This is a genomic window from Pseudoalteromonas sp. ATL1 (genome assembly GCF_058933015.1).
The window spans coordinates 943,909-956,990 of the sequence record NZ_JBZYXL010000002.1; the positions used below are offsets into that span (position 1 = coordinate 943,909).

General features: G+C 42.2%; 11 protein-coding genes and 1 pseudogene. 4 read left to right on the plus strand and 8 right to left on the minus strand.

Annotated elements, in window-relative coordinates; genetic code table 11:
- Positions 1 to 83: 83 nt before the first annotated feature.
- Positions 84 to 3,002, minus strand: a complete 2,919-nt coding sequence (locus AC5FX4_RS22135) for a sensor domain-containing protein (RefSeq protein ID WP_493608579.1) — start codon at positions 3,000 to 3,002, stop codon at positions 84 to 86.
- 173 nt (positions 3,003 to 3,175) lie between these two features.
- On the opposite strand from AC5FX4_RS22135, the gene AC5FX4_RS22140 reads away from it, so the two are divergent.
- Complete coding sequence (locus AC5FX4_RS22140; RefSeq protein ID WP_493608580.1) at positions 3,176 to 3,793, plus strand: chemotaxis protein; 618 nt, start codon at positions 3,176 to 3,178, stop codon at positions 3,791 to 3,793.
- Positions 3,790 to 4,524, plus strand: coding sequence for an oxygen-binding di-iron domain-containing protein (locus AC5FX4_RS22145; RefSeq protein ID WP_493608581.1), 735 nt, complete (start codon positions 3,790 to 3,792; stop codon positions 4,522 to 4,524). Before AC5FX4_RS22140 ends, AC5FX4_RS22145 begins: the two co-directional genes overlap by 4 nt.
- Before the next feature lie 21 nt (positions 4,525 to 4,545).
- Here the strand turns inward: AC5FX4_RS22145 and AC5FX4_RS22150 are convergent, their stop codons facing one another.
- Entirely contained in the window at positions 4,546 to 4,893 is a 348-nt protein-coding gene (locus tag AC5FX4_RS22150) for a VOC family protein (protein WP_493608582.1), read from the minus strand.
- Positions 4,894 to 5,054: 161 nt separating this feature from the next.
- Between AC5FX4_RS22150 and AC5FX4_RS22155 the strand changes: the two genes are divergently transcribed.
- The gene (locus tag AC5FX4_RS22155) at positions 5,055 to 6,251 is read left to right on the plus strand and encodes a cellulase family glycosylhydrolase (RefSeq protein WP_493608583.1); all 1,197 of its coding nucleotides are present in this window, start codon (positions 5,055 to 5,057) and stop codon (positions 6,249 to 6,251) included.
- A gap of 50 nt (positions 6,252 to 6,301) precedes the next feature.
- On the opposite strand, the gene AC5FX4_RS22160 is transcribed toward AC5FX4_RS22155, so the two are convergent.
- The 4 genes and pseudogenes from AC5FX4_RS22160 to AC5FX4_RS22175 form a co-directional block, all read right to left on the minus strand.
- Positions 6,302 to 6,709, minus strand: coding sequence for a phosphate ABC transporter substrate-binding protein (locus AC5FX4_RS22160; RefSeq protein ID WP_493608584.1), 408 nt, complete (start codon positions 6,707 to 6,709; stop codon positions 6,302 to 6,304).
- Between the two features lie 9 nt (positions 6,710 to 6,718).
- Positions 6,719 to 7,901, minus strand: a pseudogene (locus AC5FX4_RS22165) (porin).
- Between the two features lie 205 nt (positions 7,902 to 8,106).
- Positions 8,107 to 10,617, minus strand: coding sequence for an ABC transporter permease (locus AC5FX4_RS22170; RefSeq protein WP_493608585.1), 2,511 nt, complete (start codon positions 10,615 to 10,617; stop codon positions 8,107 to 8,109).
- Positions 10,607 to 11,320 carry an ABC transporter ATP-binding protein gene (locus AC5FX4_RS22175; protein ID WP_493608586.1) on the minus strand — a complete coding sequence of 238 codons (714 nt, stop codon included), beginning with the start codon at positions 11,318 to 11,320 and terminating at the stop codon, positions 10,607 to 10,609. The genes AC5FX4_RS22170 and AC5FX4_RS22175 overlap by 11 nt, the downstream gene beginning before the upstream one ends.
- Between AC5FX4_RS22175 and AC5FX4_RS22180 the strand changes: the two genes are divergently transcribed.
- On the plus strand, positions 11,319 to 11,957 hold the full coding sequence (locus tag AC5FX4_RS22180; RefSeq protein WP_493608587.1) for an arylesterase: 639 nt from the start codon (positions 11,319 to 11,321) through the stop codon (positions 11,955 to 11,957). The genes AC5FX4_RS22175 and AC5FX4_RS22180 overlap by 2 nt on opposite strands.
- 83 nt (positions 11,958 to 12,040) lie before the next feature.
- Here the strand turns inward: AC5FX4_RS22180 and AC5FX4_RS22185 are convergent, their stop codons facing one another.
- Both AC5FX4_RS22185 and AC5FX4_RS22190 read right to left on the minus strand, forming a co-directional pair.
- On the minus strand, positions 12,041 to 12,214 hold the full coding sequence (locus AC5FX4_RS22185) for a hypothetical protein (protein WP_493608588.1): 174 nt from the start codon (positions 12,212 to 12,214) through the stop codon (positions 12,041 to 12,043).
- A gap of 307 nt (positions 12,215 to 12,521) precedes the next feature.
- Positions 12,522 to 13,034 carry a DUF2141 domain-containing protein gene (locus tag AC5FX4_RS22190; protein ID WP_493608589.1) on the minus strand — a complete coding sequence of 171 codons (513 nt, stop codon included), beginning with the start codon at positions 13,032 to 13,034 and terminating at the stop codon, positions 12,522 to 12,524.
- Positions 13,035 to 13,082 lie beyond the last annotated feature (48 nt).

The window sequence follows — 13,082 nt, forward strand, 5'->3', positions numbered from 1 at the left end:
ATATGTTCAATTTAGAAAGTCAAAATTAAGTAAACCTTAAGACTTTATAATTTTTGCATCTTTTTTAATAAAAGATATACCCGCTACATGGTATGAGACTTATCAATACTGATCCCTGCTTCAATGATAGAGTCAATATCCTCTGCACTTTTGGGCCTTGAGAAGTAGTAGCCTTGAAGTTGTGCGCAACCAGAAGAAGAGAGGATATGAGCTTGCTGTGCGGTCTCAACCCCTTCAGCCACACAGTTCACCCTTAAACTTTTGGCCATTTGCACAATGACCACCGCCAATGCACCTGAGCTGTCTTCAGCGTGAAGATCTGAGACAAATTTTTGATCGACTTTAATCGTGTCAAAGCTTAAGTGTTTGAGATAACTTAAACTCGAGTAACCGGTACCAAAATCATCAATGGCAATACGGATCCCTGTTTTTTGAATGGCTTGCAGCGTTTCTTTCATCAATTCTAAATTTGAGACCAGCGATGACTCGGTGATCTCTATTTCGATGTTGTGGGGTGGGATCTTATGCGCTTGCAACGCTGCCAATAGATGTTCAATAAACAGAGGCTCGCTCAATTGCATCACGGAAACGTTAATACTCAATGTTAAATCTGGTTTTTTCTGTATCCATTGAGAGAAATCGTGAAATGCTTTAGCAAACAACTGATCACATACTTTGTCGATCAGGTTTGCATCTTCTGCAATCGAAATAAAACTCTCAGGCCCTTTTAGCTCGCTTTCTTTTTGCCAACGCGCGAGCATTTCTAACTTTTCAAGTAAAAAGCTGTGAGCATTAACTACCGGCTGATAGTAAGGGATGAACTCACTGTTTTTTATCGCATTAGCGACCTCATTTTCTCGCTCGATTTTCTGCTCTGCTTCTTGATCTAGCTTCATGCTATAAAATTGATAGTCGCTTTTTACGACTTTTTTTGCCCGATACATGGCAGTATCTGCGTGTTTCATTAGCTCTTCTGCCGTTGAACCATCCTCAGGATAGATAGCAATCCCTGCACTAACAGAAAGATCAATCTCGACGGTTGTTAACTCATAACATCCTGATACAGCGTCTATCAACTTATTGACGACCTTGCCAACATGCTTCTTATTGCGGATCATATCCAGTATCACGACGAACTCGTCACCGCCCATGCGTGATACGGTGTCACACGCTCTAATACTGTTCGATAACCTAACCGCCACTTGCTTAAGCAGTTGATCACCCACGTCATGGCCGAGCGAATCATTTATTTTTTTGAACTTGTCCAAATCGATAAAGACCAGAGCAAATTTGTACCCTTCTCTGAGCGCTCGCTTACAAGATTGCGCCAAACGGTCTTGTAATAGCAAACGATTGGGCAGTCCTGTCAACACATCATGGTGGGCTAAGTGACTCATTCTTCGAGACATCATGCGCGACTCAGTCACATCCTGAAAAACCATCACAGCCCCAGCTATTTCGCCGTTTTTGAGATAAATCGGTGAAATTGAGTCTTGAATTGCAAACTCCAGCTTTAAATGGTTTTTAACACAGGTCAGTTCAGGCAAACCCATCAGCATATTATTTTTGATGCAGTAGTCGGTTAACCCTTTAATTGGCTCTTTAGTATCTTCATTATATAACGGCATAACGTCATCAAAGGATTGGCCTTTCACTTCAGATGTTAACTTAGCTAAAATTGCTTCCGCCACGGGATTCATGTAGGTCACTCTGCTGTTCACATCCGTGCATATCACCCCATCACCAATTGAGCTAAGCGTCACTTCTAACAGTTCTTTTTCTTGCTCTAGGTCCCGAGCCAGCTTTGTTAACTCCGAAATATCTTGCATGTAGCATAACGCTCGAGCACCTTCACTGGCATCAAGTACTTGCGCTTTAATATTCACTATTAAGTCTGTTTTCGCGTGTAAACTGACATCACTCAACATAAATTTATTTGCTGCTGCGAGTTGTTCAAGCAGTTCACGCTTTTTCGCTTCCTCCACCACAAAATTAGTGAAAAGGCCGCCTATTAATTCTTGTCTACTTGCGTTCAGCGCTTCAGCAAACCCATCACTGAGCTCAATTATTTTTGCTTGGCTATCCAGTGTAACCAACATAGATGGGCTCAACTCAAACGTATGCCGATAACTTTCATGTAACGAGGACAACTTGCTATGTGATCCCTGCGCGATTTTTTTATATCGCCAAATAAACATTGCTGTAAGAAAACTCACTACAGTGACAATAAATAATGACACCTCTGGGTACACAGGCAAATTAGATACATGAATCGAACTTGCCGCACTGACCATAATTGCAGCTAGGCCACCAATGATAAGCCCCAAAACACTCAATAATTGAAAGCCTTTAAATAACGCGGCAAGAAAAAATACAGTTATCAAAGTACTGACAAATACCAACCATGAATCTTGTATGGCCAATGCGAGAAACAACACAGCTAAACCACAATAGGCCATCTCAACAGGTTTATACAGAGACTCTAGATATACTTCTGCGCGCGCTAAACAGGCCAAAATGAATGGTGTGCCCAGGATCACCCCTAGGATATTACCAACCATGTACTGAGTAAAAACGCTAGACAAAGAATAAGATGTGCTCTGCACCACAACAAAGCAGCCGAGCCCACACAACAGTAACGATGGCACAAAAATGTAACCAAACACTCGGTGAAGCGTGTAAGAAAGGTCTTTAGTCGTTAAATCAAAATTGAAAACGCGCACAATGCTTTCACTCAGCACAAGTATTTGCACCATGCTCATTAAAAGAATCGTTAAAGAGACTGAGTTGAACAAAGACAGATTGGCTAACACAGCAACAATAAAGACCGACACGCCAGCACAAATCGCCACTCTTGCTTTCAAGTTTTGCTGCACCATACCAGCCAACAGCCACACACTCATGCCACTGAGCGAAACAAGTGTCAACTCAGTGGTTAGATGCAACAAATGCATGGTGACGACTGCAATATAACCCAAACCCCAAAAAAACAGGTGTGTCATGTATAACCTTGCCTTGGTATTTAACAGTACAGGTACTGTGTCTTCTCAAAATATGAGTGATGCACCCAAATTTATCAAGGTAAACAAAACATAAAACAGAATTGGTTGTATTTATTGGGCTAATTTTAAAAAGTTATCTATGCTCATAAAAATGCAATAACTGAGTGTTTTTGATGAAGGGTAAAAATGATGCAGCTCAGGCTGTTAGAAACTTTGTTCGGGTAGCAAATATTATTGCTAACCTAGACACGATTTTGCTTGAAGCCAAAAACCTATCTTTAACAGCAAAGAATGCAAGGGTCGTCGCTTTGCGAGCTGGCGACTCAGCATTTGGCTTTAAACCCATTACTAACTTTATTGATGAATTCTCTGAGCTGACTATCAAAACAACCAAAGAGATCTCGTTACTATCAAGTGAACTGTTTGCCATGGCGTTGGCTGTTGTGCGTCACAGTGAATATCAAGCACATATTGACCGCAGCGCACAACTATGTGACTCAAAAACGATTAATGAGCTTCGTATTCAAGGCAATCGCTCTCTTGTAGCCACCATTTCGGAGCTAGAGACTGCAATTTTCAACCTCGAAGGGTACTTTGAGGATATACAAAAACAAATGCGCAGCGCGGAATATATTGCGGTCACCAGCCGTGTGGAAGCGTCAAATGCAGGAGAATTCAGTGGCAGTTTACAATCAGTTTCCGACTTTATCGCGGGAGCAGCAATGAAAATCAAAACGGCAATAAATGACAATTTGAGACAAATCAACGAACTAAGAGGAGCTTTACGTTGAAAACAACCGAAATATTCAGTTGCGCATCTCATTCTTGGTTAGTCATGGGCAGGGATCCAAACAAACAAGATCGCATCATTGATACTAACCAATATATGATCAAAAGCTTTGAAGAAGCCATCTTACTTGATCCGGGAGGCATCGAATTGTTTTCTCCAATGCTTGCGAGTATTTTAAAGCATGTAAAACTCGAACATGTCACCACCTTATTTGCTTCCCATCAGGATCCTGACATCATCTCATCGCTAGGTTTGTGGGATAAAACATTGCCAAACGCCACGTTACACGCCCCTTGGCTCTGGGAAGGGTTTATCCGTCATTTTGGCATGGAAAACATTAGTTACCAGCCTATCAAAGATGAAGGCGGAGAAGTGAAGATTGGCAAAGCGGTACTTAAATTCATACCCGCTCACTATTTGCATTCTTCTGGTAACTTTAACGTCTATGACGCAAAGGCCAAAATCCTCATGAGCGGCGACATTGGTGCAGCCTTGGAAAAAGGCGACCCACCTATGTTTGTCGAAGATTTTGCAAGTCACGTAAAACATATGGAATACTTCCATCGCCGATGGATGCCATCCAACAGAGCAAAAGAAAATTGGATCGCACGGGTTAGAGAATTAGATATTCAAATGATGGCACCGCAACATGGGCGCATTTTCAAAGGCGAAGCCGTACAAGAGTTCTTAGAATGGTTTGCTAAGTTAAACGTAGGCAGTGCAACAAGCTAGTCAGCACTGCTTTGCTTACAATTAAGACTTGGTCCAAACCGCTAATTCATTACCGCTTGGCTCGATAAAATGAAAACGACGTCCGCCTGGGAAGCTAAAAATATCTTTACAAATAATGCCGCCAGCTTGCTGAACTTGCTGTAAAGATTCCTCCAAATTATTACTGTAAATCACCACGAGCGCACCGCCAGTTTCAACCGTTGAAGTGGCCTGTGCGCGATAAAAACCACCATCAAGTCCAGAAGCATTAAAAGCAATATAATCAGGTCCATACCCCTCAAATTGCCATGTAAAAACCTGTTCAAAAAATGATTGGGTCGCTTCTAAATCTTTTGCCGCAAGCTCAATATAATTAATGTGATGATGCATGTTATTCCCTTCCTCTTTTATCGTTGTAGGCTCAAATTAGCATATTGGAGATAAACATCAATAGACTCAATATCGTCTCATTATAGACCAAAGTATATTGGTTAAATTTAGCTGAGCTAATAAGTTAAAGGAGGTACAACATGTAAACAAAGGAGATCTCTATGATCAATCGAATATCTATATACAAAATATTGCTGTTTTTTAGTTTTTCCATCACAAGTTTTGTGAGCTATGCCAATAATTGTGCTGGTATCAATGAATACCCAAACTGGACTCAAAGTAACTGGGCTGGGCAATACGACCATGCTACTACAGGTGATAAAATGCATTATCAAGGCGTTTTATATCAAGCCAAATGGTGGACCAATGCAGTACCAGGAACCGCTTCAGCATGGGAAAAATTAGGGAACTGCGAGCAAATACCGCCTTCAGAAGGTCCATTCAGTCGATATGGTAAGCTTCACGTATGCGGCACCAAATTATGTGACAAAAACAATAACCCGATACAATTACGAGGCATGAGTAGCCATGGCTTACAATGGTTCGGGCTAGGTAAATGCCTAACCGATAAATCAATCACGGTATTAGCGAAAGAGTGGCAGTCTGACATCATTCGCTTAAGTCTGTACGTTCAAGAAAATGGATACGAAGATGATCCACAAGGCTTCACACGACAAGTAAATGACCTTATAAACATTGCGAGTCAATTAGATATGTACGTGCTCGTTGACTGGCATCAACTTTCACCTGGCGATCCAAACTATAACTTAGAACATGCTCAACGATTTTTTTCAGACATTGTTGAAATGAACAAGCACCGAGAAAACATCATTTATGATATAGCCAATGAGCCTAATGGTGTAAGTTGGAGCAAAATCAAAGAATACGCAGTCAAAGTCATTCCCATTATCCGTGATATAGATGAAGACGCCGTCGTGTTGGTCGGTACCCATGGTTGGTCTACATTTGGTCTTTCAGACGGACAAAGCGCTGAGGATATTCTTGGCTCCCCAATTCCCTTTACGAACATCATGTACACTTTTCACTTTTACGCGGCTTCTCATCGTGAGCCATATTTAGCGTTACTCGATAAAGTATCTGATCTCTTGCCTGTTTTCGTGACCGAGTGGGGCGCACAGGATTACAAAGGAGAAGGTCCTGATGATTATGAAATGGCGCAAAAGTACATCAACTTGATGGCTAGGAAAAAAATTAGTTGGACCAATTGGAATTTTTCCGATGACTGGCGCTCAGGCGCAGCTTTAAAAGTAGGGGCATGTCAAGCGCAAGAATTTGGAGACAACCAATTAAAACCTAAAGGTATTTGGATAAAGCAACAACTCAAGAACAACCGATAGAGCAAAGTGGAGTTACTCACAGTAAAACTGAGTAACTCCACATAAGTGTATTAAAATTTACCAACAACTTTTACTGCGCCCGTTACTTTACTGCTATCAACGTAGCCTATTGCATCTGCATTCGCTGACACAAAGTCTATAACGGCTTGCTCACTGTCCAATGCTTCTGGCGGTGTGCCTTTACCCGTAAAAATCAATTTAGACCAATAAGCCTTGTATTGGCTGCTCGATTTACCAACTACACTACTAGTAAAAGCATCAACGGTACCACCAGCATTCAGTCCAACGGCTTTCACCTTGGTGCCATCACTAAATGACTTACTTTTTCCTAAGTAAATTTTAGCTATTTCATCTTTATCTAGCGCCGCCCCATTAGCAGGGTTAACGATCACCGCAACTTCCGCCTGCGAAAAAGTACTGGCAGCCAGAAGTACACAACCCAAAATATAGTTTTTCATGTCAGCCTCCTAAAATACCAAATCAATTGCCACGGCAATCACGTCATTGTCTTGATTGCTTAGGTCGTTATCTAAACGACTCCAATCAATTTTGAACGCGGCAGAAGGGTGAAAGTCGTAGCGAGCGCCAACGGTAATGGTGTTTGTGTCGGTATGTGTAGCACGCAGCGCACTGTTTACTAGATTTTTAATGAGCGGCGCGTTGGGGTTACTTGGATCAGTAGATACTCTAATTTGCGCACCGCTTCCTGTCGTAATCGTCTCTGGCACTTGATTGAAACGACTTGCTGGGTGCTCATCGTCATTTCCTTCATAGGTTAGGTGCACTGTCCAATCATTGAGTCGATAACCCACTGAAACATAGTACTGTGACTGTTCCGATAATAAGCTATCATCCACTTTAATTTCTGTATATTCACCATCTAACAAGAAGTTGTTGTAATCAATAGCAAAGCCAAAGCCAACAAAACTGCCGTCATCTTCATTGATTAAAAACTTGTTATATTCATTTTGAATACCAAACTGCTTCAGCGCGTTAGCTAAGCTGGTCAATTGAGCTGAATTCGTGAGCGCAATTGAAGTTTCTGCCAAAACGTAAGATGCTCTTAGCGTGAGCCAATCGCGTGTCATCGTCCAGTTAAATCCCAGAATATCATTAAGCTTACCGGGATCTTTACCAGTGATTGCCTTAAAATCACCCATATACGACCTGTGCTGTCGAGTCCCAATCACCAAGTTGGGTTGTGTGCAACAGGCTCAGCCCCGTGGGTGTGGAGAACGCAAAGTTATACACTGATTGCGGTGGGCGGATCCACCTATATGCATAGCCCACTTCAATAAAATCGGAATAGCGAAACAGCGGTAAACGCATTTTACCAGCGCTCAGCCGCAAGGAGTCATTAATATCGTAGGAAATATAGGCCCATTCAAACTTAGCATCATAGTCCTCAACGCCGCGAGAAACTATCTGAGCGGTTGCACTCAAGCCATCGCCCAAGTCTGACGAAACTTGAACGGCAAACATACTTTCATTGCTAAAAGATATTTCATCATCATAGCCAAATACAGCCATATTATTGTCGGATGCTGTACCAGCCACAATTGAAGCGAAACCATTGATCCGCAGATCGGCAGCATTTGCGGTACTACATAAAGCACCACACACAGCAATAGCGAGTAATCTTCTTTTCATAGTGTCATCCCAAGTGATTATCAATAAAACATCAATATCCTCTTGAGTATAAAAGTGAATTTTGCTTTTACCGTATTTATAAGAAAAGATTCATATGAAAAAAGGCAATATAATCAACAAGTTTCTTAAATAGGGAATTGAGGTGATTTAGCTGAATGGGGAGCGTAATAAGCCTTCAATTGAAAGAAGGCTTATTACTTGTTTGTTAACCTAATTTACGCAGCAACCCTTGGGTATTTTGTCGCATGGTGTTTGCCACCATAAAGTAGCCAATTAACGAGACAAATGCCGCGCCACTGGCTGGGCCCAACAGCCAAACATACGGGTGCATTTTGCCATCAACCGAGAACAGTTGCTGTTGAATTACCAATAGAGTGATATCACTGATCACTGCAGCAACCAGACCCGCTACCGCGCCAAGTAGCAAAAATTCATAAAGTGTCGCTAATTTGATAAGTCGCCCTTTAGCCCCCAAAGTTCGCAAGATGACAACTTCCTGCATACGCTCTGCAAGACTTGCCTGAACTTGTGACACTAATACTAAGGCACCGCTGACCAGCACAATAGCCAGTACAAAACCAATCGCTAATGACACCTGCGCAATGATAGATTGGGCCTGCTCTAAACGGCTTTTGATATCAATCATGCTAACCGTTGGGTACCGCTGTAACAGTTCACTAATCGCCCGCGTGTGTTGGGCTTCCAACTTGGCAGCACTAAAATAGGTTACCGGTACTTTTCCAGCCATATTGGGGCTTAGGATCATCACAAAGTTAGGCTTTAACGTGCCCCAATTCACGCTTCTAAAGCTGGTCACCGTGGCATCAAATCGTTGCTCGTTCACCAAAAAGCTGACTGTATCACCCAGTTCCAAATCAAGTTGCTCTTTCCAACCATCAAATACCGACACTTCGATTTGCTCATTCTGCGCGTCACGACTAAACCACTGACCTTCGGTAATTTCATTCCCCTCTGGTAACGTATCTAACCATGTCAGGTTCGGCTCTCGATTTACACCTGAGCGTGAATTCTCTTCCTGTTCTTCGCCTTCTTGCTTAGATACTCTACGCGCCAACTCCTCTCCATTAATGGCATCGACACGCGCGTTGAAAATTGGATAAAACGCTTCATGTGTAATTTGGTTTTGTTCAAAAAAGTCTGTGATGGGATTAACTTCATCCTGCCCAATGTTAATTAAAAACATGTTGGGCGCATCTTCTGGTACTTGCATTTGCCAGTCTGAGATCATGTCATTTTTAAGCACGACTAAGAACAGCATCAGCTTTATCGCTAACGCAAAACTGATCAGTTGCACCGCATTGGCATTGGCTCTTTTTTGCAATGTGGCAATAGCCAGTGACCAACTAGAGCCGGGGCTTAACCCTAACTTACGACCCGCACTAAAAATAATGCGTGACAAGGTAAACAACACCACAATTACAAGCAGTGTCGAGCCAAACAAAATAGCCGTAGTTAAAATTTGACCACTAAACAACCACATCAATAAAAATATTGTGGCGAGCGATACTCCAATATGAATTCTACTTAGTGCTAATTTATCGCCTAAGTTTCGTCTGAGCACGCGCAAAGGCGGAATATCAAATAAGTCTAAAAGCGGCTTAAGAGAGAACATTAACGCACAGACAGTGCCCACTAAAACAGCTAGCAGCCAAGGCTTTGCTCCTGCCGCTGGCAATTCCGCCCCCATAAATTTGGCTAGATAATCTGCGCCAATGTGTTGTAATACAAAACCGATGCCTAGACCTACGAGGATTGAAAACCCAGTGACTAGGCTCAGGTGTAGTAAAAAGATATTGCGAATAACGGCTCGGCTACCACCGAGTGTTTTCATCATCGCGACCGGATCATATTGACGTTCGCAATAACGCTTTGCGGAAACCGCCATCGCCACTGCGGCGAGCATAATACCAAACAGACCAGCCAGTAATAAAAAACGCTCTGAGCGTGCTAAGTTTTCACCCAAAGGTGACTGCCTATCTTTAATACCTTGCCAAGATTGATTGGCTTTCAGTTGCGGCTTTAGCCACTCATAATAATCGCTTAGTTGTTGATCACTGCCAGCGAAAAGCAGTCGGTGGAACACTCGACTGCCGGGCTGCACGGCCTGGGTGGCTTCGATATCATCGTAACTGATCAACACTCGGCGATTACCAGCCAAAGAGAAAAAGGGGGCATCAGGTTCATTCACCAGCACTTTATCAACAATAAAGTTACCCGCACCAAGCTCAACATTATCGCCAACCGCCAAACCCAAGCTATAAAAGAGTCCTTCACTTAACCACACTTGGCCAGGCTGAGGTCCACCACGAACTTCATAAGGCTGTTCATTTAAGCTGTCTTTTATGGTCAGCTTGCCTCTTAACGGGTAACTCTTTGTAACGGCTTTGATTGACCCTAAAACCAATTCGTCATTGGCAAAGAGCATGGAATCAAAATACAACATCTTTGCTGTTTCCAAACCATACTCTTCCCCTGCTTGCAACACGATAGGGTCAAAGGCGTGATTGCTTGATAACCGCCTATCGGCCGCAATAAAGTCACTGGTTTTTTGCTCTATATTCAAGCCAATTCGTTCCGTTACGGAAGAGAGGCTAAATACAGTTAATACCGCCAACGCAATGGCTGCGAAAATAATTGATAGCTCGCCGCGGCGAAATTCTCTAAAAAACAATCGTAGCGCTAATTTAACCCACATTGGCAGCCACTCCATCGCGGATGGTTTCCAACTTACCACCCTCAATATGAATAATACGATCACACTGCTGAGCCAGTTGCTCATCGTGGGTTACAAGTACCAAAGTCGTACCGTTTTGTTTATTGAGATCAAACAAGAGTTTTTCGATTAAGTGACCATTTTTGGTGTCTAGGTTTGCGGATGGTTCATCTGCAAATAATATTTTTGGCGAGCCAATAAATGCGCGAGCGATCGCAACACGTTGCTGCTCACCGCCAGAAAGCTGTGACGGGTAATGACCTAGACGGTGTGACAATCCCACTTTTTCGAGTAACTCGACCGCCTGTTGTTTAGCGTTTCCTTCACCTGCAAGTTCTGCGGGTAACATGACATTTTCCAGCGCGGTTAAGCTTTGCACGAGCATAAACGATTGAAAAACGAAGCCTACTTTTTTGGCACGTAGCTGTGCACGCGCTTCTTCGTCCAAAGTACTTAATTTATCGCCATCTAATTGAATATCGCCACCACTGGCCACATCCAAGCCGGCCAACAAACTCAACAGGGTTGATTTACCAGAACCAGATGCACCGACAATAGCAGCCGACTCACCCGACTTGACAGAAAAATTGATATCACTAAGGATAGTGAGCTCACCTTCTAAGGTACTTACACGTTTTGTAAGTGCCGTAACATTAATGATGTTCAACTGAGAAAGTACCGACATGACACGTTTTTTCCTAAAAGTCTTTGTAATATTTATGCTTACGCTACAACCAATCACTGGTTTCGCAAAAGATAAAATAATGATTATTGGTGATAGCTTAAGCGCAGGCTATGGTTTGGAACAAGAACAAGCCTGGGTTAATTTGTTACAAAATACATACGTCGTACAGCAAAAACCGATCGAATTAATTAATACGGCTATTAGCGGGCAAACAACCGATAACGCTTTACTGAAGATTGATGCTTGGTTAAAAGCACATCAACCCACACATGTCTTAATTGAACTGGGCGGTAACGATGGTATTAGAGGTTTTCCCGTAAAATTGCTACGTAAACACTTAACAGAGCTAGTCTCAAAAAGTCAGCAAGCGGGCGCTAAAGTTGCTTTGATGGAAATCCAGATCCCACCAAACTTGGGTCCACGCTATACGCAAATGTTCAGCGAAAGTTATAACAAAGTTGCAAATAAAACGGGTGCCTACTTAATGCCCTATTTCATGGTGCCTATTGCTGTAAAGCCCGAATTGATGCAACAAGATAATCTGCATCCGAACGCACAAGCACAACCTATCATTAAAGATTTCATGTATAAAGAAATAGATAGCTGGCTAAAGCGCGTAGAAAAAGCAGAAAAATAAAGAGGAAGAAATATAGTTCCAGCTCATCCTGACTATATTGTCGTTAAAAGACAAGGCAGTTGAGCTGGAATAACAGCACGGTCTTAAACGCTCGGAGATGTTAGCCACTTAATAAAGCTTCGCGCTTCACTTGGCGTATTGAATCGAGTGTTTTTTAATCCTGCTTTGTCGGCAAAAATAACATTGCCTTTATTCACAGAAATTGACAGCACGGGCTGCGTAACTTGGATCGCAGATCCATTATATTGATAAATCATAGAAAACTCACAAATAGTTGTCGATTTGGACCGACAAATTAAATATATAAGCTTCACTATAGTGTTGACGTTTATCCCAATCAGCAGGGATTTTTTAACTTCGCAAGGCTTGGCTTGCTTTATGTCGCCGTACAATAATTCAGCTTTCGGTATTGTTAATGCTGGCTTACTGGATCAGGGTAAGAAAGGACATTAGAACTTTGGATTATAAATCCAAGCAGACAAATATACCCGAGTTTCTTACCCAACACAACCAATTATTACTTATTAAGTCGGAATTTAGTCAAAAAGCAACGTATGGGTGTGCTCACAGTCCAGTCATTTTAGAAAGGTGTGTACTCAAGGTTAAGTCAATTTGGCTTGTTGGTGCCTTTAGCTCAATAAGTGCTTCATTAAAATCACCCTTGCTAAAACTATCGTGGATATTATTCGAAAGTGCGTAAGGCTCACTTGGCATACCCATAAATGGGAATATCATGCGATCTAACTCACCGTCGCTGTCTTTATCATGAATAATATTAATAGCGTATTTACCCGCAGGCACATTGTCGAATACGACTAATGTACTTGGCATCGTCGGTTTAACAATTTTTTTCAAAAAGAAATGCGCTTTTGGGTCATTTATATTTAAGTCAGCATGGTAATCCGCGCTATTGTCATGAACCATGACCAATAACTGCCCTTTTTCACTTTGTACGTTACTTATATTCATGACCAATCTCATTGGTTCGCCCGGTGAGGCGTTAACGCTTTGCTTGCTGGTCGACTGACAGGCACTCACTAAAAGCGCCGTAATGATGATTAATACACTTTTTTTCATTACTACCTCCTTATTGTTTGCCAACTAACCTAGCAGGTGTAAAAGGTA